Source organism: Paraburkholderia lebeckiae (assembly GCF_050436325.1).
Classification (GTDB): domain Bacteria; phylum Pseudomonadota; class Gammaproteobacteria; order Burkholderiales; family Burkholderiaceae; genus Paraburkholderia; species Paraburkholderia tuberum.
In genome coordinates this window covers 1,666,232-1,686,520 of record NZ_JBNDLZ010000002.1, presented here as the reverse complement: position 1 = coordinate 1,686,520, position 20,289 = coordinate 1,666,232, and the positions used below count along the sequence as shown (strand labels likewise).

Below are 20,289 nucleotides of genomic sequence, written 5' to 3'. Positions count from 1 at the left end.
CCTTAAGTTTCCGTCCTTCTTGTCGTTATACAGAATTGCCCGGCAAGCCGGTGACCAGGTGGCAGATCTTGAAAGATGGAACTCCGATATGCGGTTGAACAACATGAAAATAGGAGCGCGCCTCGCGCTGGCGTTCGCAGTCACGTTGCTTCTAACGTTCGCACTTGCAGCCGTATCACTGAGTGGACTGAGTGGCTTCAACCAGGACGTCAATAACGTCACGCGCTCGCGCATGCCGGTGTTGTGGGATCTGCACAAGCTGCTCGAAATCACTCGCGGGCAGGCGGTGATGGAACGCGACGCATTGGCCGCGTTGGCAGGCAACCAGTCGGAGGTCGTAAGCGGCAATCTGCAATCGATCGGCAATGGTCACGATATCGTGTCCAAGGCAGTCGAAGAAATCCAGCAACTCCTCGACACGGACCAGGGCAAAGAGCTCTGGGCCCATGTAGCGTCCGCCCGTCAGGCGTATTTGTCCGACCGGGCGGCAGTCATCGCGCAGATCAAGGCCGGCGACGCCGAAGGGGCACGCCAGAAGTTACTGAGCGAACAGGTGCCGCTGGAGAACCAGTATCTCGGCGCAGTGCAAGCCCTGATCGATTATGTCGGCAACCAGGTGGCGACCGAGCACGACGCATCGAGCGCATCGTATGCCAACGCTCGCCTGCTCGTACTGGTGCTCGCGGCGCTCGCGCTGGCGGTCGGAGGGGCCTGCGCGCTGCTGGTCACGCGCTCGATCGTCCGGCCGCTGCAAGTAGCCGTCGATGCGGCTGAGAAAGTTGCGCAGGGCAACCTGGCCACGCGGATCGACGCGGATGGCAGGGACGAGACGGGGCAACTGCTTCGCTCGCTTCGCAGCATGACCGAAAGCCTGTCTAACACCGTCGGCGAGATCCGCCTGGGCGCCGAGTCGGTAATGACGGGCGCGCGACAGATCGCGCAGGGCAACATCGACCTGTCTTCTCGCACGGAGGAGCAGGCGGCGTCGCTGCAGGAAACGGCGGCGAGCATGGAGGAACTCACGGCTACCGTCAAGCAGAACTCGGAGAACGCTCGCCAGGCGAGCGGCCTCGCGGACAGTGCGCATGCTGTTGCCAAAGAAGGTTCGGCAATCGTCGGGGAGGTAGTCGGGACGATGGCGGGCATCGAGGAAAGTGCGGGCAAGATCGCCGAAATCACCGGCGTGATCGAGGGCATCGCGTTCCAGACCAACATCCTCGCACTCAATGCGGCGGTGGAGGCAGCGCGTGCGGGCGAGCAGGGTCGGGGCTTCGCGGTGGTAGCCAGCGAAGTGCGCTCTCTGGCGCAGCGCTCGTCGGTAGCGGCGAAGGAAATCAAGGAGCTGATCGAGACCTCGGGCAGCCGCGTGCAAGCCGGAACCGACCTGGTCGCGCGGGCAGGAGAGACGATGGACAAGGTTGGCACAGCGATTCAGCGCGTGACCGACATCATGGGCGAGATCGCGTCGGCTTCGAGCGAGCAGAGCCGCGGCATTGAACAGGTGCACCAGGCGATCAGTCAAATGGACCAGGTCACGCAGCAGAATGCGGCGCTGGTCGAAGAGGCGGCGGCAGGGGCTGGCTCGCTGGAGGACCAGGCGAAGCAGTTGCGCGCTGCGGTGGCGGTGTTCCGCACGGCGCAGGCCGATATCGCCGCGCCAGCCGCGCGCCCGCTGTCTGTTGCGAAGCCGCCAGCAGCGAAGCGGCCCGTCCGTGTGGCCGAGCGTGCCGTATCAACCACGAAAGTCCCCGCGCCGATACCGCGGCGCGCTGACTCGCCGGTGACGGTCGAGGGCGCAGACTGGGAAACGTTCGACAGCGTCGCATGAAGAGAAGACATCAACGCCGGTCAGCCAGTAGATCGCCACGGTAACTCGTCCCATCGTCTGGCGGACAGTCTGCAACGGTTTTGAACGGCGGCTTTCCGCAAAACCAACCTTCTCTTTGGGGTCGATCCCGGCCTCTCGTTGCCACTGCGAAAAGCACGCCGCTCGCTCAACATACCATACGCAATCACCGGTCCAGGCACGACGCCGATAGCCACGTCGGTCCCGCCGATGCCCGGCCTTTCTGGCCTAAGATATTTCAAAGAAGATCCGTGCGAGGGGCATCATGAAAGCACTTATCGTTGCTGCGACATTGGCGGCTGGCTGTTAGTAAGCACCTCACGACGACCGTCGTAGACGGCGGCGAGAACCGACATCAAAGTGGTGCCCATCATTTTCGATTTGATGGACATCACTGTGACAGAGTCGGAAGCCAGGCCGGGTAGCCGCAAGGGACGCCCGAATTATGATCGCGAGTTTCGACGCCGGCTTGCGGCCGCGGCATGTGAGCCTGGTGCGTCGGTCGCGAAGCTGGCGCGGGACAATGGCATCAATGCAAACATGCTGTTTACCTGGCGGCGTCGCTATCGCGAGCAATTGCAGGCGGAAACGACGTGCCTGATTCCAGTGGCGGTGGTTCATGAGACGCCGCCGCAGCGCGTGGCGATGCCCCCAGATCCAAGGGACGTCTGCAACCGGACTGCACGAGCCGGGACGATCGAGATTCGGTTCGGTGACGTGGTAGTCAAGGTCAACGGCGTTGTCGACGCCGACACGCTACGCGTCGTCCTGGGGAGCGTGCGATCGTGATCTCTCTACCCACGGGTACACGCGTCTGGCTGGTGGCAGGCGTCACCGACATGCGCTGCGGGTTCCAGGGGCTGGCGGCAAAGGTGCAGACGGCGCTCGAGGACAATCCGCTGGGTGGCAACGTGTTCATCTTCCGGGGCCGGCGCGGCGATCTCGTGAAGGTCATGTGGGCGACCGAAGACGGGCTCTGGCTTCTTGCGAAGCGGCTTGAGCGTGGTCGCTTCGTCTGGCCACACGCCGATGGCGGCAAGGTCCATCTGACGGCGGCGCAACTGTCGATGTTGCTCGAAGGCATCGATTGGCGGCAGCCGCGTCGTACGGCTGCGCTGTCGATGTTGTAAACCGCGAGGAAGGCTCGTAAACTGCGCCACATGTCGAACGGCGCTGAACTTCCTGACGATGTTGCAACCCTGCGGGCCTTGCTGGTCGAGGCGCGTGCCCAGCTTGCCGAACGCGATCTGGAGATCGGGCAGCTCAAGGCGCAGATCGACAAGCTCAAGCGCATGCAGTTCGGACGCAAGTCCGAGCAGTTGGACCGGGAGGTCGCGCGGCTCGAAACCGCGCTCGAGGACTTGACCGGTGAGCGTGGTGTCGCTGATGTGCGACGCGCCCACGAATCAGGCGCGAGCACGCCTGTGGGCGACGCATCGCCGAAAGAAGCGCTGCCGCCGCATCTGCCACGCGAAGAACGCGTACTCGACGCCGACGCGACCTGCCCGAAGTGCGGCAGCGCCATGCAGCCGCTCGGAGAAGACGTGTCCGAGCAGCTCGCCCGCGTCGCGGCAATGTTCAAGGTGATTCGCACGATCCGGCGCAAGACGGTCTGTCCGTGCGGCCACCACTTCTCGCAGCCGTCCATGCCCGGCCTGCCGATCACGCGCAGCATTGCCCATCCGAGCCTGCTGGCCGACATCCTCGTCTCGAAGTACGCTGACCACGCGCCGTTGTACCGGCAGTCGCAGATTGCCGCGCGCGACGGCGTGAAGCTGGATCCGGCCAGCATGGGACGCTGGGTCGGCCAGTGCGAGGCCCTTTGCGTGCCGCTGACCGAGGCGCTGCGCCGCTACACGATGGCACCGTCGAAGCTGCACGCGGATGACACGCCGATCCCGGTGCTCGAGCCGGGCAGGAAGAAGACAAGGACCGGGCGACTGTGGGTGTATGTGCGCGATGACACCCGTTCGGGCTCGACCGAACCGGCCGCGGTGTGGTTTGCTTACTCGCCCGACCGCAAAGGCATCCACCCCCAGACCCATCTCGCTGGATTCGAGGGCATCCTGCAGGCCGACGCCTACAGTGGCTTCAACGAACTGTACGAGAGCGGCAAGATCCGTGAAGCTGCATGCTGGGACCACGCGAGACGGTACCTCTACGACGTGCATGCCCGAACGCCTACCGAGGCGACCCGAGAGGTGCTCGAACTGATCGGTGGACTTTACGGCATCGAGGCGGACATCCGTGGCAAACCCGCTGCTGAACGGCTGTGCGTGCGGCAGGAGAAAAGCGTGCCGCTGCTCGCGACCATCAGGACGTGGATGACGGACAAGCTCGCAACGCTGTCGAAGAAATCCGAACTGGCCAAAGCGATCCGTTACTCGCTCAACCAGTGGGACGCGCTCGCGCTGTACTGCGAAGAGGGTCGTGCTGAGATCAGCAACGCCCTGGCCGAAAACGCGCTGCGCTGTGTGAGTCTGGGCCGCAAGAACTTCCTGTTCGCCGGCTCCGACAGCGGAGGCGAGCGGGCAGCCGCGATGTACGGTCTGATCGGCACATGCAAGCTCAACGGGATCAACCCGCGCGCCTACCTCGAATACGTCCTGACCCATATCGCTGACCATCCCATTAACCGCATCGACGAACTGTTGCCCTGGAACGTGGCCACGAAGCTGCCTCGGCAGTCTGGCCCATCGGCGTCTGCTGACACGTAACCCGATTCCCGATCATGCCTCACGCGGGCGCCGCGTTGCGGACGGCCGTCGCGAGGTGCTTACGGCTGTTCCATCACCTACGCGCAGACTTACCCGCAGGGAGCGCTGGCTGACCAAAGCACGGGGGCCTATAGAGCGCAATTGGAAGCGCAGAAGCAACAGATCGAACTCCAGAACGAACAACTCCAATTACTGAAACAACAGCGCGACCTGGATTTGCTGAGGCAGCAGCGCGAACTCGATTCGCTGAGACAACAGCGCCAATTTGACTTGCTCAGACAGAAGCGCTAGATCGCAGTGAGGCGCGGCACACGCCTCAAGATCCGGCTGAGGCGATTCCCGGCCATCTTGAGACACTCGTAGGCGCGCCGCGGCGGACATTGCAAAGTCGGCTTCGAGCCAGACAGCGGACGCTGGCCGATCGGCCATAGCTGCCGCATCGCCGGCTCAGCCGGCTCGCGGACCGCAACCGCCAGAAAAGTGCTCGTGCTGCGTGCAATCACGATAAAAGTTCTGGATAAACCGGCACGGTGAACTGAAAGATAGCGCCGCGCGGCACGTTCGCGCTCGCCCACAATCGGCCGCCGTGTGCTTCGATGATCGAACGGCAGATTGACAGTCCCATCCCCAAACCGGCGGACTTCGTTGTGTAGAACGGGGCGAAGACGTGTTCGGCGCTGTCCGCGGCAAAGCCCGGCCCCGAATCGAGCACCGCCACGAGCACGCAGCCAGCGTCGGCTGTCCCGGTGGTGACTATTATTTCTCGTGCGCCATCGCTGACGCCGCTCATCGCCTCGATCGCGTTGATGACCAGATTGAGGAGGACTTGTTGCAGTTGCACTCGGTCGCCTTCGATATGCGGCAAGCCCCCCGCGAGTTGCGTCTGCACCGAGGCGCCGCGCTTCGTTGCTTCGCCACGCGTGAGCTCGATCACCTCGCGGATCGCCTCGTTGAGGTCCATCCGTTCCTTCCGTGGTGGCGCCTTCTTGATCAGCTCACGAATCCGGCCGATTACGTCCTCCGCACGATTGGCGTCTTTCACGATACGGCCGAGCGCCTGCCGGACCTTCTCCGCGTCAAGAGGCTGCGCGCTCAGCCAGCGCAGCGCCGCCTGGGCGTTAGTAACCGTCGCGGCGATCGGCTGGTTGACCTCATGGCCGATCGAGGCCGCGAGCTGGCCCATGGTGGCCACGCGGTTCGCGTGTGCCAGCTCGATCTGCACCTCACGCAAAGCCTCCGCTGCGCGCCTGGCCTCGGTGATGTCCTCGCACACGATCAATACGACCGGTCGCTTCTTGATCAACATCGTTCTGGCCGTCTCGCGAACCCAGAGTACCGCGCCATCCTTGCGGACCTTGCGCAGTTCCCAGCTCATCGGTCGGCCGAGTTGTTCGAGACAAAGGGCGGTATTCCTCTGGACGGCCTCCCGGTCCGCCTCGAGAAACAGGTTCTGCACGGGAGAACCGATCAATTCGTCGGCCGTGTAGCCAAGCTGCTCGGCACCAAGGAGGTTCACGGACAGGATGATGCCGGCCGCATCCACCATGAAGAACATGGTCGGGTTGTTCTCGAAGACGGCCTTCCATTGCTCCTCGCTCTGCCGCAGCGCCTCTTCCGCCCGCTTGCGCTCGGTCAGATCGAGCACGAACGCGACACCTTCCTTCCGACTTGCTTCAAACGCGGCCGTACCGATCATGACGGGCACACGGCTGCCGTCCTTCCTGATGTACTCCTTTTCGAAGGGCTGCGCGCGCCTCGTCTGCCCGGCCTCCACCAGGGCCCGTTCGCTGCCCGGGAGCCATTCCTGCGGCGTCAGATCCCTCCAGCCTACGCGACCGGGGCCTATATCTTCACGCTCGTATCCGACGATGCGCAGAAATGCGTCATTGGCCTCGAGAATCTCACCATCGAAGTTCCAGACAATGATCCCGATGATGTTGGCATCCACGAGGCGCCGGATCTTCGACTCGCGTTCGAGCAGTATTTGTTCGGTGCGTTTGCGCTCGGTGATATCCATGACCGCGCCCACGAAACGAAAGCGATCCGGATCAGAGCCGCTCACACCATGCGCCACAGCTCGAACGTGCTTGATAGAAGCATCAGCCATCAGCAGACGATGCTCGACCGTAAATGCCTTCCTTTCGCTTGCGGCGCGGTGAATGATTTGCTGCACACGGACACGATCGTCCGGATGCGTCCGGTCGATGATGGCCTGCACGGTGGGCTTGATGGCAGCGTCGAACTCGAATATTCGATAAGTCTCATCTGACCAATAGAGCTCGCCGCTCGACAGGTTCCAGCCAAAACTCCCTGTGTGGCTCAGTCGCTGGGCTTCCGCCAGATACATCTCGCTCCGGCGTAGCGCCTGCTCGACATTCTTGCGTTCGGCTCGCTCACCTGCTTCGCGCAGCGCGCGCCGCACTGCGGGCACGAGCCTCGACAGCCGCGTTTTCAGAACAAAATCGGTAGCCCCACGCTTCAGCGCCTCTACCGCCAGTTCTTCGCCAAGCGTGCCGGAAACCAGGATAAAGGGCACCCCGGGACGTTCGCTCTGAGCGATCTCCAGTGCCGAGAGGCCGTCGAACGCCGGAAGTTGGTAATCCGCGAGAATCAGGTCGATTCCAACGGTTTTCACCGCCGCCTCGAAGTCCGCGCGCGATTGCACGCGAACGATTTCGCAGCAGAGATGATCGGCTTGAAGGAGCTCTTGAATGAGTTCGGCGTCATTCGCGTTATCTTCCAGCAACACAATGCGAAGCCCCGACATTATTGCCCCTTCCTCATGCTGCCCGGCGGTGGCTCATTGATGACTGCCCAGAAGATGCCCAGCTCCTTGATGGCATTTACAAATTCATGAAAGTCGATCGGCTTCACTACGTACGCGTTTACCCCGAGCTTATAGCTTCGCATCATATCTTTCTCTTCGTGGGACGATGTGAGCACCACCACGGGGATGAGCTTCAAACGTTCGTCCGACTTCACGGTGTCCAGGACTTCCAAGCCATCGACCTTGGGGAGTTTCAGATCCAGTAACATGACTGAAGGGTTCTCGTTGTAGCGATCGGCAAATTCCGCCCTGCAATAGAGGTAATCCAGGGCTTGTTCTCCGTCCCGGGCAACCACTACCTCGTTTGCCAAGTTACAGTCTGACAGCGCGGCCAGAGTGAGTTCGACGTCTCTCGGGTCATCCTCGACGAGCAGAATGCGTCCTAGTCGGTCCATGGTGTCCTTGCAGTCATTGCCGTTGCACCGTGTGCCTTAGGCAGTGAGAAAAAGAAAGTAGCGCCCTGATCCACCCCCCCCTCGGCACGGACCTTGCCTCCGTGGCGGACGATGATGCGTTGAACGATAGCTAGTCCGATGCCAGTACCTTCAAACTGCTCCGGGAGATGCAGACGTTGAAAAACGCCGAACAGCTTATGGGCATACCGCATGTCAAAGCCTGCACCATTATCTTTCACGAACATCTCCACCACGTCTTTATTCGGGTCCACGCAACCGATCTCGATTTCGGCCCGCGTTCGCATGCGTGTGAATTTGACCGCATTGGCGACGAGGTTGGCGATAACCAGTCGGAGCATGGGACGATTCCCGTAGCAGACCGGAAGAGCGTTGATTGTCCATACAATGTCTCGCCCGCTCGTGTCTTGCCCGATCTCCGCAACGACCTCCCTGACGAGCTGATCGAGGCTCACCGGCATCTTTGTGGTCTCCACCTGTCCGACCCTGGAAAAGGCCAGCAAATCGTCGATCAGGTTACTCATTCTTTTTGCCGCCTCGATAATCGTCTGTATGTAGCGACGACTTTTATCATCGAGCGAAGAAGCCGCCTGTTTTTGCAGTAGCTCGGAGTATCCGATCACATGGCGAAGTGGCGCGCGTAGATCGTGCGAGACGGAATAGGCGAAGGATTGCAGTTCCCTGTTACTCGTTTCAAGCTGCTCAGCCCGCGCGGTGACTTCCTGATTGAGCCTGTGAATCTCGCTTTCTTTATGCTGACTCTGTTGCAATTCGGCCTGAAGGCGATCGCTGGTGTGACGAAGCTCAGTTTCGATTCGCCGTCGAGCAGCGACGAAACCGGCAAAGATCAAGCCCCACGTCGTGAAAACTAAAAAACGCGGAAAATTTTTGCTTGAAAAATCGATGGTGTACAGCGGCTCCGAAAGAAAATAATCGTAGGATGCCACCGATAGCACGACTGCCAGCACGGAAGGTCCTACCCCTACATACCAGCAAACAACGCCGATGGCGAAGTTAAAAGGGGACCCGTAGATGTCGTGGACCCCGAAAGACCGGAACACGAGCGCCAGCCCAAGTGCAGCCCCAACGCAGACGACGGAAAAGCCGTAGCGCAGAATCGGTGAGCGACTTTGCAAGTCCAGATGCGAGTGCGCCAAGCTTCGCCTCATTGCCAACGGTGCGGACCCCCCTGAACCAAAAATTATAGTCGTCCGGGTTCCGATCGTTAAGGAGGCGGGGACGCCAACGCGGAGGCGTTGGCGAGCCGGCTCATGCTTGTGTCCGTTGTCGGCCTCAATCATCGCAATGGTGCGGGTGTAGTCCACCAACGCTTCGTCTGCCAAATAGACCGTCAGAAGTCTTCCGCTGAACCGATCCACACCGCTTGACAAACACGGATATGCAAATCGGCGAGCGGCAGTTCAGGGTTCAATAGCTGCCGCCGATGGGGTGCCGGGTTCAAGGTCCGGAGTGGGTCGGCCACGGCCTTCTGCGCAACTCGTAGCTTGGGGTTCAGGAGTAGGAACGTCGGCGCCGTGCCGCCGCCGTTTCCGCGCTCCGACCGCTTCGAGCAGCGGCCCAACGATGTCAGCCAATTGCTCCCAAAGCCGTGCTCAACGCACCGTTCACATGGCTGACAGGGCGAGATTGCCCTTGTGCGGAAATTTGCTCACGAAATGTGCAGTCGATTTCATGCATCCGTTCCCGTGCTGGTTCCCGGCCGTGCGCGGATGCGTGTCAACACCAGCCATGCGAAGAGCGCCACACTGATACCGACAACAATGGAGGCCAAGCCGATTACCGGCTCCACGGCTGTATAGCCCTTGAGCCGCAGCGCCAGCGCGCTCAGCATCACGGGCAGACCGATGTTGTGCAGCCAGAACTGCACCGTCGCTACTGGCCCCTCAGCGATCGCCGGATGGGCCATGCCGATTAGCGCGAACAGCACCATCGTGACCCAGCCGACGAGGTTGAGGTGCGCATGTACGCAGTGAGCGTATGGTCGCCGGAGGCTCCCATCACGATGCCCAGCGCCACTGCAGCGGCGAAATAGACGACGGCTACGCGGAACCAGGCGCGGCTGCGAGCGTTGTCGGTCATGGCATTGCTCCTTGATGGTCAGTGGCCGTTACGGCGCAGCCACAGTGGCGTCCAATTGCTGCATGATCGAAGCGAGATCGATCCACACGTTCTCGCGCCGGATCAGGCCATCGGGCGCCATGTCGAACACATGCAGCAAGCGGAAGCTCAGCCGCCGACCGCCGCCGGGAATCCCGAAGGGCGTGCCCGGCGCAGTGCCCTCCCACACGCTTTCATCGACGACGAAGTCCGGTCCGTAATAGCGGCGCAGCGAGGTCACCTTCTCGCCTGAAAGGTCCGCGAACAGCGCGTCGTAGAAGACGCGTGCCTCTTGTCTGCCGTGCAGTGGGCCAGTGGGCGAGCCCACCACGTCATGTTCGACGTCCGGGACCATCGTGCTCAGCACGCCCTCGACGTCGTCTTCTGCCTCGAAGCGGAAATGACGATCAATGATGCGATCGAACTGCTCCTTGAGAATCGGTTCCATGGTGCTCCTCCGTAATGTGACGATCACTTATAATAAGATCATGTCTTTTCGTGAGACTGCGGTCTCATTATTGAACGATGAAAATCAAAACGTCAAGCGCGACCGCAGGTCCCGCGCCGGCCGGTGAAGGCCGCGCCAATCAACGCCGGCGCACACGGCTCGCGCTCATCGAGGCGGCGCTCGCGCTCTGCGAGGGCGGCCGCAAGCCCAGTTTTCCGGAGGTCGCGGAGCGCGCAATGGTGTCCCGCGCCACGGCTTATCGCTATTACTCCTCGGTCGAGGACCTCATCAGTGACGCAATGTTCGAGCGGGCGGTGCCTCCGCTGGAAAGCTTCTGCCGTCCTGGACACGACGATCCGGCCGAGGTGGCCGCCCGCGCCGCGCGCACCATGAACAAGCTATTGCTCGATGATGAGGTCGGCCTGCACGCGGTGGAGCGTTCATTTATGTCGGCATGGTTGGACAACCCGCCGGAATCGCGACCGCCGCGGCCGGCGCGGCGCCTGCAGTACGTCGGTCCGATCATCGAGGCATTGAAGAACGAGTTGACCCCGGCCGCGCGCCGACGGCTCGCCCACGCGTTGACCATGCTGATGGGAACTGAAGCCGCACTGTCGCTGCGCGACGTCGCCGGCGCGAGCACCGACGAGGCGTTGGCTGCGAGTAGCTGGGCTGCGCAGGCCTTGGTGCGGCAGGCGCTTGCCGAGGCCCGCGAACGACCCCGCAAGCGCTAGGTCAGGCGACCGGTCTCGCCAGGAAGAGACAAAAAGTCGTATGAAGGGAGGGACAGCCACGGGCCGATTGCGGGTTGCCGCACGGGGCAGAAATCGGCCCAGATTGTGTCAAAACGGTTTTTGGAGCGCTAAAATTTGCCATCCGACAGCGAGGGATAAGCAGGATGAAACGGTTCGTTCAAGGCGACAATCGTACGCAAAGCTTTCTCCTCCCTGAAGCGCTCGATGACTACGTGACGGACACAAATCCCGTGCGCGTAGTTGATGTCTTTGTAGATGAGCTTGATCTTCATAAGCTTGGGTTTGAAGGCGTCGAACCAGCGTTGACAGGTCGGCCGTCGTATCACCCCGAGGTGATGCTCAAGATCTATATCTATGGTTACCTGAACCGGATCCAATCGAGCCGTCGCCTTGAACGCGAGGCCCAGCGCAACGTCGAACTCATGTGGCTCACGGGCCGCCTGGCACCGGACTTCAAGACCATCGCGCGGTTCCGCAAGGACAACGGCAAAGCGATCCGTAGCGTCTGCCGTCAGTTCGTCGTGCTGTGCCAGCGTCTGGACCTCTTCGCCGAAGCGATCGTTGCGATTGACGGCAGCAAGTTCAAGGCGGTGAACCACCGCGACCGTAACTTCACGAGCGCGAAGCTTGAACGACGCATGCGCGACATCGAGTCAAGTATCGCCCGCTATCTCGATGCGATGGACACAGCGGATCGTCAGGAGCCTGCCATCGCAAAGGTCCGGACAGAGCGATTGCAGGACAAGATTGCGGCCTTGAAGGAACAGATGCGAGGCCTCAAGGAGATCGAGGTCCAACTCAACGCAGCACCCGACAAACAGGTATCGCTCACGGACCCGGATGCCCGTTCGATGAAGACACGAGGAACGGGGGTCGTCGGCTACAACGTCCAGACTGCGGTTGACACGAAGCACCATTTGATTGTCGCGCATGTCGTTACCAATGATGGCCTCGATCGTGATCAGTTGACGTCGATGGCGAAGCTTGCCCGCACGGAGATGGCCGTCGACAAGCTCACTGCAGTTGCGGATCGGGGCTACTACAAGAGCGAGGAGATACTTGCATGCCATGAGGCCGGAATAAGCGTGTTCATTCCGAAGTCGGTGACATCGAGCGCAACAGCTAATGGTCGCTTCGGCAAGGATGACTTCATTTACGACGCACAAACGAACGAATATCGGTGCCCGGCAGGCGATCGGCTCATCTGGCGATTTTCAACTGTTGAGCGCGGTCTGAAGATCAGCAAGTACTGGAGTTCAAACTGCCAGCAATGTTCGCTAAAAGGGGACTGTACGCCAGGCCCTCAACGTCGCGTGGCGCGCTGGGAACACGAAGCTGTTCTTGACGAGATGCAGGCGCGACTTGATCACGCCCCTGAGATGATGCGCATCCGGCGACAGACTGTCGAGCATCCGTTCGGGACGATCAAGGCATGGATGGGCGCCACTCATTTCCTGACGCGGACCCTCGAACGTGTGAGCACGGAAATGAGCTTGCACGTGCTGGCGTACAACATGAAGCGAGTGATCAAGCTACTCGGTTCAGAAGCGGTGATGACGGCGATGCGGGCGTGACGCCCGCCGGGAGGTGCTGCGCGGTCGCGATACTTTCGACTTTGATTTGACGTCCGGCCGCCGCAATCGAAAAGTCGCGACCTGCGGCAAGCCAGGTTTCGTTAATTTCCGGTGTCTACGCGTTTTGACACGCTCTGGGCCAGGAGCAGCCGTTCGACATCGACGCCTAGATCGTTAGCAATCGATGCTCAAATCTCGAAGCTTGCGGGAACGTAGGCGACAAAAACCGCGTCGCCGGGGGGCGACGCGGGATATTAAGGGATGGCATACTTCGACTCACTGCGCCTTGAGATATCCCACATAATAGACGCCGATAGTGTTTCCGCCGGGATCCCTTATCGGTTCATAGCCCGTCACGTAAGGCTTACCGAGGATGTCGGCTTCGCCATAGTAGGCACTGCCGTTGCGGATGGCCGCGATGGCCTTACCCTTTGGGTCGAGAACGGTGCCAATAGCCCGCGACCCGTCGTCTTTCTGCACGTTCGTCGCCACACGGACGAAGTCATCGCCGCTCTTCACGAATAACGTCGCAGTTCCGCCAATCTCCTGTTTCACTTCATCGACCACGGCGAAGTTGTTATTGATCTTGGTCATGCCAAAGTACAACGCCGGGACAGGTTTTCCCGCAACAGCATCTTCTCCCTTGATTCCTGGTGCACCCAACTTGGCGGTTTTTGCCTTCAGCATGCTCATGGCCTGCTTTACGTTCTCCGTAGGCTGCGCATGGCTCATGACGGGGAGAAATAGCGACAATGCTATTCCATACACTCCAAGGACAACCCAACGCGGAATGAAACTCATTCCTTTTTTGTTAGGCATCATGTTATCCACTGATCAATATTGCCGATTAGGTAGGGCGACAATGTCCCCATGATGGGCCGATCACCCATCCTTTCATTTTCATTTTAGGTCGCAGCGAATCGCCAGTAAGCAATTCTTGCCAAAGCGCGGCGTTCGCCGAGTTGTTGATGCACGAACAGTTTGCCTCCCTCTGTCGGTGTGCGAGTCTCAGACCTTGGTTTCGTTCGTTAAGCCGCCTTTCTTCGCCGAGTGTCAGCTTAAGAGAACGACAACCGGCTGCTTCGGGTCGCGTGCTGTCGATCGCTGGCTGACGAGGTTTAACCTGCATATGCAAAATCGTATGGGTCGGCACCCGGCCGAGGCCGTGTGAAAACGCAAAAGTACTCGGTTTTTGGGTGTCGCTTTACCCTTCCCGAGTTGCCACTAGGCCAACACAGAGCGATCTGGAGGGTCAATTTTTTCGAGCACCGCATTCCGCATGCGTTTTCACACGGCCTCGGCCATGAACCGCCATTCAGAGAGACGGGAAAGCTGCCGCTGGAACGGCCGCAATGGTCCGAAACCTGACTGACGCGCTACGCACGCAACTCGGCCTTATGGAAAGCTTCGCATAAGGCCGACGACTTGCCCGTCAGTTCACGCCTGATGCACAACACCTTTGACCGACAATAGTCCGCGAGCGAAAGCAGGGAATGTCAATACACGTCCATTGCTTTTGGACGGCGCTGCCGCGAAGCAGGCGTACAGCCGTCGATGGGCACCGCCGGCGATGCCTATGACAACGCGATGTGCGAGTCGTTCTTCGGCACACTCGAAGCCGAACTGCTCCGTCGCGAACACTTCGCGACCCACGAACAGGCAAAGGCGGCGTCTGTTCCCGTTTCTGGAGAGCTGGTACAACATACGCCGCCTGCACAGCAGCATCGGCTACTGTTCGCCGCTCGAGTTCGAAAACCTGCATGCGCAAGGTCAAAGCTTATCGCCGCGCGGGTTGTCCACCGCCAGGCAGCGTCGTGGTCGTGACAGGCGACCCGCCGCCCGGCCGTGGACCACCCGCGATCCAACATTATTGGCAGGTGCCACACCGCATTAAACTCAACTGCAGATCTATCCGTCGAACCGGTCAACCTCAGGTGTGCGCGTTCCTTTCGGCGCATGAATCAACAGTTTTCCTTCGATTCGCGCGCCATGGCAATGCCTAGCTTGGCAGTCACTTGCCGACCGAGTTGACGCGTTTTCACACCCTCGGTCCGATAGTACCCTTCGTTTAGCATGCTCCAGCGGGGGATGCGGTCACCGTCGCAGCGATGCACAATATTATGGAGGTGGCGAGCGCGCAATAACCACGCGCTAGTCATGATCTGGCGAAGGAGCGTGCGATGGGAACCATCGAAAACTCAACTAACCTGCTCACGAAACTCGGAATCGCCGTACCGATCATCCAGGCGCCGATGGCCGGTTGGGCTACCCCGGCGCTGGCGGCAGCGGTGTCCGGTGCGGGTGCGCTGGGCTCCCTTGGTCTTGGCGGCACCACTGCCGAGAGTGCTCGCGCCCTCATCCGCGAAACACGTTCGCTCACCGACCGGCCATTTAGTGTCAATGTCTTCTGCCACGTTCGCCCCGTCGCGGACCCAGCGCGCGAGGCCCGTTGGCTCACGTATCTGAAGCCGCATTTCGCGCGTTTCCATGCGCAGCCACCAACGGCCCTCGGCGCGGGGTACGCGAGCTTTGTCGACGACGACGCGATGTTGACGATGCTGTTAGAAGAACGCCCAGCTGTCGTGAGCTTTCATTTCGGGCTGCCACCCTCGCAAAAAATTGCCGCGCTACGCGACGCCGGCGTTGTGCTGATGGCGACGGCCACCAATTCGGACGAAGCGGGCCAAATTGCGGCAGCGGGAATCGATGCCATTGTTGCGCAAGGGATCGAGGCGGGCGGCCACCGCGGCATGTTTGATCCGGCGTTGGCGGACGAACGGCTCGGTTCGATGGCTCTCGTCCGATTGCTGCTGCGCGAAACATCGCTGCCCGTGATTGCCGCAGGTGGGATCATGGACGGCGCATGTATCGCAGCTATGCTCGCGCTGGGTGTGCAAGCGGCCCAGCTCGGAACTGCTTTTCTTACCACGGCTGAGTCTGCTGCGAACGAAGCCGACCGTGCCGCGCTTCTTGACCGCCGAAGCAGGACCGTCTTGACAAGGGCAATCTCTGGCAGGCCGGCTCGTGCCATCGAAAATCATTTCACTAAACTCGGGCAAGATCCCGACTGCCCCCCGGTACCGGAGTTTCCGTTGGCGTTCGCGGCGGGCAAAGCGCTCAATGCTGCGGCACAGGCGCACGGTAGCTCGGAATATGCAGCGCAATGGGCGGGGCAGGCTGTACGCCTGTCGCGAGCAATGCCGGCTGCCGACCTCGTTGCCATACTCGTGCACGAAATGGTCTGTTCAATCACGTCGTTATCAGCTGACTCGTTATCACTTTCGGATTTCGGGGCATCGAAGTCGACTACTTAAATTGGTATGGTGCTCGGGCTTTCATCGGAACCGGCTGCGTTGAGCGGCGGCACGGTCATTGAGCGGGTGGTCTCGTCGCGGGAAGGAACTGCCGTCACCGGGCGCTTCCGCTTGCGTACACCTTGGATGGCCAGCCTCTGCGGTGATCGGCGTCGTTTTGAGACGACGGAAGATATATGGTTGATAACTGTTGAGGTCGGAAGTTATTTGCGTAATAGGTATAGTGAAAGGCCGCCGCTTTTGAATGAAAAATGGCCCAGAGCGGAAGTTATTTGGTTAATTTTTCGGAAGCCAATCGAGTTCCTCTACAGAGATTTTTTTGATTACCGATCGCGGACTGGCCCCGACCGGCCTGTTCACGCATCAGCAGCCGCGATCGCCAACCAAAAAAATCTCTGCTTTATCGCGGCCAGCACAGTCGCTGGAAGCCTTCGAATCAGCCACCCTGCAGGGCTGGCTTGCGACTACCTCGGCGACGACCCACGGTGCGAGTTCGTCGATGCGGTCGATCAGGCTCGGACAGTTGAAAGCGCCAGATTTAGCACGAAAGGGACGATTGCCCCATAAACCTCTCGCTGCGTAGCGGGGAGTCATCCATCACATCAGAACCCAAAGACACACAAACGATCTCAGTCCACGGTTCCAGGGTACACCGATGGGAATGAACATCTATCTGGAAAATTCGTCCTTGAGCGCCGCGTATATCCTGCGATATCGTGCGAGGCGGTCCGCGGCCAAGGACCGCTGCGCTGCATCAGGCTCGCATACCTCGATCGTTGCCGGCGATTTACACACCTGCGTGACGTTTTCTTTCGTGACGGCCAACCGCGCAAGCCGTGCAGCGCCCAAAGCGCCACCGACATCTCCGCCATGATGACGGCGCATCGCAACACCAGTGGCTGTTGCACAAAGGGTCGCCCAGAAACGGCTACGCGAGCCGCCCCCGATGAAGGAGGCGATGTCCAGCGTCGTCCCGGCATCTTGTAGCGCGGCGTAACCGTCGGCCATCGCGAAAGCCACGCCTTCCATCACGCTGTACGCAAGGTCGGCCTCACCGTGAACACCGGTTAGTCCCCAGAACGCACCTTTTGCATTCGCGTCATTGTGTGGCGTACGCTCACCGCTCAGGTACGGCAGGAACAGCGGCGCGCCTCGCGCGTCGGCCTGCTCGGCGAGACTGGCGAGCTCGCTGACGCCCTTCCTGAGCACGTTGGACAGCCATGCGAGACTCGAAGCCGCCGACAGGATGACGCTCATCTGATGCCAGCGGTCCGGCAGGCAATGGCAGAACGCGTGCACCGCCTGCGCGGGATTCGGCGCAAACCGGTCAGTCCCGGCAAACAGCACGCCAGACGTGCCCAGTGACAGGAAGGAGCTACCAGCGTCGGTGACGCCCATGCCGATCGCGCTGGCCGCGTTATCACCCGCACCGCCGCACAGGAACACCGGGCTGGCGATGCCCCATTCGCGCCGCAATGTATCGTTTAACGGTGCCGCGACTTCGCTGCCTTCTACCAGCCGGGGCATGTGCTCACGCGAAAGGCCGGTCGCGCAGAGCATCCTGTCCGACCAGTCACGCTTCGCGACGTCGAGCCACAGCGTGCCCGACGCATCGGACATGTCGGAGACGAACTCGCCAGTTAGCCGCCACGCCACGTAGTCCTTCGGCAACAGGACCTTGTGTGTCGCGTGGAATACAGCCGGTTCGTATTTGGACAGCCAGAGCAGTTTAGGCGCCGTGAAACCCGGCATTGCGAGGTTGCCGGTAATCGAGCGCGACTCTGGAACCAGCGCTTCGAGTTCCACACATTCAGCAAACGCCCGCGTGTCGTTCCACAGGATGGCCGGGCGCAGTACTTGACCGGCGCGGTCAAGCAGGGTCGCGCCATGCATCTGTCCAGATAACCCAATCCCGCGTAGCGTCGCAAAGCCCGCGGGATGGGACGCCCGCACCTGCGCGATCGCATCGAGTGTGGCGTGCCACCACGCCTGCGGGCTCTGTTCGGACCAGTGGGAGTGGATTTTCTCGACTTCGAGTCGCGCGCTGCCGGTCGCGATCATGCGCGATTCGTCGTCTGTGAGTAGCGCTTTTACCTCGGAGGTCCCAAGGTCGATTCCAAGGAAGGTCAAAAGTATTGTCCTGGTTCTTGCGGTCGACTCGTCTTGCCGAAGCAAAACGTCAAGCCGCGATCATGTGTTCGTTAAGCTGATGCAGCGCGCGAAACTTCGACGGCGGCATCGCCTTCGTTGAAAGGAATTGACGATTGAAGTTCGATAGATTGTTGAAGCCCACGCGATAGCAGATCTCCGTCACGCTAAGCGTCGAACACATCAGCAGTTCACACGCTTCGTTGATCCTGAGCCGGTTCTGGTACTGCACGAACGTACACCCTGTATGTCGCCGGAAAAATCGTGTAAACGTGCTCACGCTCATGCCGGCAAGCTCGGCGACATCAGCTTCACGCAATGTGCCCGGAAGGTTCTGCTGGATGTACGAGAGCACCTGATTGATCGTGGACTGCATGTAGCGATGCGCGTTGACGTTGTATGCCGGCCCGGCCAGCAAGGTTCGCTCAGTACACGACGACAACCTGTCGAAGATTGACATCAGCAATTCGACGCGGCGGCAACCGTGTGTAACGGCGAGCTCCAGCATCATCGGTGCGATGGCCAGACCCACCTCATCTGGAAACTGTGTTCCGCGCGCCGCATCGTCGACCAGGCCGACGATCGACTGCAGCTCGGTGAACGCAGCCACCATGTGTTCGACCGCGTCACGCGAAAATTGCAGAACCACGTCGCGCAACGGCACGGTTTCGCTCTCGCCGATTTCGCTGATCCAGTTGTGCGGCAAATTCGGCCCGGTGATCACCAGGTTACCTGGCGCGAAGTCGCCGATGAAATCGCCGACAAAAAACTTGCCGGTCGACGCCCGGATGACGTGAATCTCATACTCAGGATGAAAGTGCCATTTCGCCACGGTATGCGGATAGTCGTGCGCCCAGGCACGGAACGACTCGTCCTTTCGCGTGTGCACCAACTCCAGGTCTGGATTCATACCGCGTCTCCTCCTCGGCGGCCTCGACGCCGCGTCTTCTTTATCAATGCAAGGCCGTCCGCTGCACGTCCGTGTCTCGATGTGGCGGACTGGCGAGCGTTGCTCCGGTGCCGCGTGAAACGGGCAATGAGACGTTTTGCTCCGTCTCGGCGTCGAAAACGTGCAGGTCGGCTACTTTGAACTGAAACGTTACCACGCTATCCAGTTCAGGGAGATCACTCGCAGGTACCAGGGCGGTCAGCCTCTCGCCGGCGAATTCGAACGTGACAAGCGCCTCTGCGCCGAGCAGTTCGATAAGCTCGACCTTGCCGGGAAGCCTTTGCGAGCTGGGTTCATCGTCCGCGGAGGTCACCTTCAGATAGTTCGGCCGAATCGCCAGCTTCACCTTCTGGCCCGGCTGCAAGCGGGCGAAACGCGGCCCGGCCAGAGCCCAGCGCTGGCCCTGCACCTGGACGAAGCAGGTTTCGTCTGTCCGCTCGACCATCCCGGCGATGAGATTCATCGCGGGTGTGCCGATGAACCCCGCGGCGAATAGCGTATGAGGGAAATGGTATAGATCGGATGGCGTGCCGGCCTGCTCGATCCGTCCGCCCCGCATCAGGATCACACGATCGGCGAGCGTCATGGCTTCGAGCTGGTCGTGCGTCACATACACCGTCGTGGTCTTCAGACGCTGGTGTAGCCGCTTGATGTCGCCTCGCAATTGGGCTCGCAGTTTCGCGTCGAGGTTGGACAGCGGCTCGTCGAAGAGGAATACCTCGGGTGTCTTGATCATTGCCCGGGCGATCGCAGCGCGCTGCTGCTGGCCGCCCGACATGGCCCGTGGTTTGCGATCGAGCAACGTATCGAGGTTCAGCATCGCGGCGACTTCCCGCACGCGACGGTCGATCTCGGCGGCCGGTGTCTTCAGACGGCGCAAGCCAAAAGCGATGTTGTCATACACGCTCATGTGCGGATACAGCGCATAGTTCTGGAACACCATCGCAACATTGCGCTCGCGCGCCGGCAAGTCGTTCACGATGGTGTCGCCGATCGCAAGATCTCCGCCCGTGATACCTTCCAGACCCGCGATCATGCGAAGCATCGTGGACTTGCCACATCCGGATGGCCCGAGCAACACCACGAACTCACCGTCGTCGATTTCAATATCGAGGGGATGCAGCACCGGCGGCCCGCTGTCGTAACGTTTCGTGAGGCCGTTGCAGACGATTTTGGCCAT

At 60.5% G+C, this 20,289-nt stretch carries 19 protein-coding genes and 2 pseudogenes; 10 read left to right on the top strand and 11 right to left on the bottom strand.

The genetic code is table 11. The features are described 5' to 3' along the window. The first annotated feature begins 88 nt into the window (after positions 1-88). The 5 genes from OKW44_RS10975 (at position 89) to OKW44_RS10955 (ending at position 4,854) form a co-directional block, all read left to right on the top strand. Positions 89-1,828 (top strand): methyl-accepting chemotaxis protein, encoded by a 1,740-nt coding sequence (locus OKW44_RS10975; protein ID WP_018424360.1) that lies wholly within the window; start codon positions 89-91, stop codon positions 1,826-1,828. Positions 1,829-2,242: 414 nt separating this feature from the next. Further along, positions 2,243-2,635 carry an IS66-like element accessory protein TnpA gene (gene tnpA, locus OKW44_RS10970; RefSeq protein WP_280784007.1) on the top strand — a complete coding sequence of 131 codons (393 nt, stop codon included), beginning with the start codon at positions 2,243-2,245 and terminating at the stop codon, positions 2,633-2,635. Then, the gene (tnpB, locus tag OKW44_RS10965; protein ID WP_026225368.1) at positions 2,632-2,976 is read left to right on the top strand and encodes an IS66 family insertion sequence element accessory protein TnpB; all 345 of its coding nucleotides are present in this window, start codon (positions 2,632-2,634) and stop codon (positions 2,974-2,976) included. Before tnpA ends, tnpB begins: the two co-directional genes overlap by 4 nt. Positions 2,977-3,006: 30 nt before the next feature. After that, the gene (tnpC, locus tag OKW44_RS10960) at positions 3,007-4,563 is read left to right on the top strand and encodes an IS66 family transposase (RefSeq protein ID WP_429410124.1); all 1,557 of its coding nucleotides are present in this window, start codon (positions 3,007-3,009) and stop codon (positions 4,561-4,563) included. A gap of 141 nt (positions 4,564-4,704) precedes the next feature. Continuing rightward, positions 4,705-4,854 carry a hypothetical protein gene (locus OKW44_RS10955; protein ID WP_018424362.1) on the top strand — a complete coding sequence of 50 codons (150 nt, stop codon included), beginning with the start codon at positions 4,705-4,707 and terminating at the stop codon, positions 4,852-4,854. Positions 4,855-5,062: 208 nt separating this feature from the next. Here the strand turns inward: OKW44_RS10955 and OKW44_RS10950 are convergent, their stop codons facing one another. The 7 genes and pseudogenes from OKW44_RS10950 to OKW44_RS10920 form a co-directional block, all read right to left on the bottom strand. After that, positions 5,063-6,910, bottom strand: a complete 1,848-nt coding sequence (locus OKW44_RS10950) for a PAS domain S-box protein (protein ID WP_429410861.1) — start codon at positions 6,908-6,910, stop codon at positions 5,063-5,065. A 90-nt stretch (positions 6,911-7,000) separates the two neighbouring features. Continuing rightward, positions 7,001-7,330, bottom strand: a pseudogene (locus OKW44_RS10945) (response regulator); the annotation flags it as partial. Further along, on the bottom strand, positions 7,330-7,785 hold the full coding sequence (locus tag OKW44_RS10940; protein ID WP_018424366.1) for a response regulator: 456 nt from the start codon (positions 7,783-7,785) through the stop codon (positions 7,330-7,332). The pseudogene OKW44_RS10945 and the gene OKW44_RS10940, both read right to left, overlap by 1 nt. Further along, positions 7,773-9,128: a PAS domain-containing sensor histidine kinase gene (locus OKW44_RS10935; protein WP_018424367.1), complete on the bottom strand. Its 1,356-nt coding sequence runs from the start codon at positions 9,126-9,128 to the stop codon at positions 7,773-7,775. The genes OKW44_RS10940 and OKW44_RS10935 overlap by 13 nt, the downstream gene beginning before the upstream one ends. A 365-nt stretch (positions 9,129-9,493) precedes the next feature. Beyond that, positions 9,494-9,754, bottom strand: a complete 261-nt coding sequence (locus OKW44_RS10930; RefSeq protein WP_018424368.1) for a hypothetical protein — start codon at positions 9,752-9,754, stop codon at positions 9,494-9,496. Then, positions 9,736-9,903, bottom strand: coding sequence for a hypothetical protein (locus OKW44_RS10925; RefSeq protein ID WP_204357179.1), 168 nt, complete (start codon positions 9,901-9,903; stop codon positions 9,736-9,738). Before OKW44_RS10925 ends, OKW44_RS10930 begins: the two co-directional genes overlap by 19 nt. 28 nt (positions 9,904-9,931) lie before the next feature. Next, positions 9,932-10,369 carry an ester cyclase gene (locus OKW44_RS10920; RefSeq protein WP_018424369.1) on the bottom strand — a complete coding sequence of 146 codons (438 nt, stop codon included), beginning with the start codon at positions 10,367-10,369 and terminating at the stop codon, positions 9,932-9,934. 77 nt (positions 10,370-10,446) lie between these two features. Between OKW44_RS10920 and OKW44_RS10915 the strand changes: the two genes are divergently transcribed. Then, complete coding sequence (locus OKW44_RS10915) at positions 10,447-11,103, top strand: TetR/AcrR family transcriptional regulator (protein WP_018424370.1); 657 nt, start codon at positions 10,447-10,449, stop codon at positions 11,101-11,103. A 164-nt stretch (positions 11,104-11,267) separates the two neighbouring features. Further along, a complete protein-coding gene (locus tag OKW44_RS10910) occupies positions 11,268-12,698 on the top strand; it encodes an IS1182 family transposase (RefSeq protein WP_026225909.1) in 1,431 nt (476 codons plus the stop codon). Positions 12,699-12,974: 276 nt separating this feature from the next. Here the strand turns inward: OKW44_RS10910 and OKW44_RS10905 are convergent, their stop codons facing one another. Continuing rightward, positions 12,975-13,451, bottom strand: a complete 477-nt coding sequence (locus tag OKW44_RS10905; RefSeq protein ID WP_239499246.1) for a Cache 3/Cache 2 fusion domain-containing protein — start codon at positions 13,449-13,451, stop codon at positions 12,975-12,977. Between the two features lie 744 nt (positions 13,452-14,195). On the opposite strand from OKW44_RS10905, the pseudogene OKW44_RS10900 reads away from it, so the two are divergent. The 3 genes and pseudogenes from OKW44_RS10900 to OKW44_RS10890 all read left to right on the top strand — a co-directional run. Then, a pseudogene (locus OKW44_RS10900) lies at positions 14,196-14,460 on the top strand (transposase); the annotation flags it as partial. Positions 14,461-14,878: 418 nt separating this feature from the next. Further along, complete coding sequence (locus OKW44_RS10895) at positions 14,879-16,012, top strand: NAD(P)H-dependent flavin oxidoreductase (RefSeq protein WP_429410116.1); 1,134 nt, start codon at positions 14,879-14,881, stop codon at positions 16,010-16,012. Positions 16,013-16,051: 39 nt separating this feature from the next. Beyond that, positions 16,052-16,579 (top strand): hypothetical protein, encoded by a 528-nt coding sequence (locus OKW44_RS10890; protein ID WP_162634095.1) that lies wholly within the window; start codon positions 16,052-16,054, stop codon positions 16,577-16,579. 102 nt (positions 16,580-16,681) lie between these two features. On the opposite strand, the gene xylB is transcribed toward OKW44_RS10890, so the two are convergent. Genes xylB through OKW44_RS10875 form a run of 3 tightly spaced genes read right to left on the bottom strand, consistent with a single transcriptional unit; the run spans position 16,682 to position 20,289 of the window. After that, positions 16,682-18,142 (bottom strand): xylulokinase, encoded by a 1,461-nt coding sequence (gene xylB / locus OKW44_RS10885; protein ID WP_026226510.1) that lies wholly within the window; start codon positions 18,140-18,142, stop codon positions 16,682-16,684. A gap of 49 nt (positions 18,143-18,191) precedes the next feature. Next, a complete protein-coding gene (locus OKW44_RS10880; RefSeq protein WP_018424374.1) occupies positions 18,192-19,070 on the bottom strand; it encodes an AraC family transcriptional regulator in 879 nt (292 codons plus the stop codon). A gap of 43 nt (positions 19,071-19,113) precedes the next feature. Further along, complete coding sequence (locus OKW44_RS10875) at positions 19,114-20,289, bottom strand: ABC transporter ATP-binding protein (RefSeq protein WP_018424375.1); 1,176 nt, start codon at positions 20,287-20,289, stop codon at positions 19,114-19,116.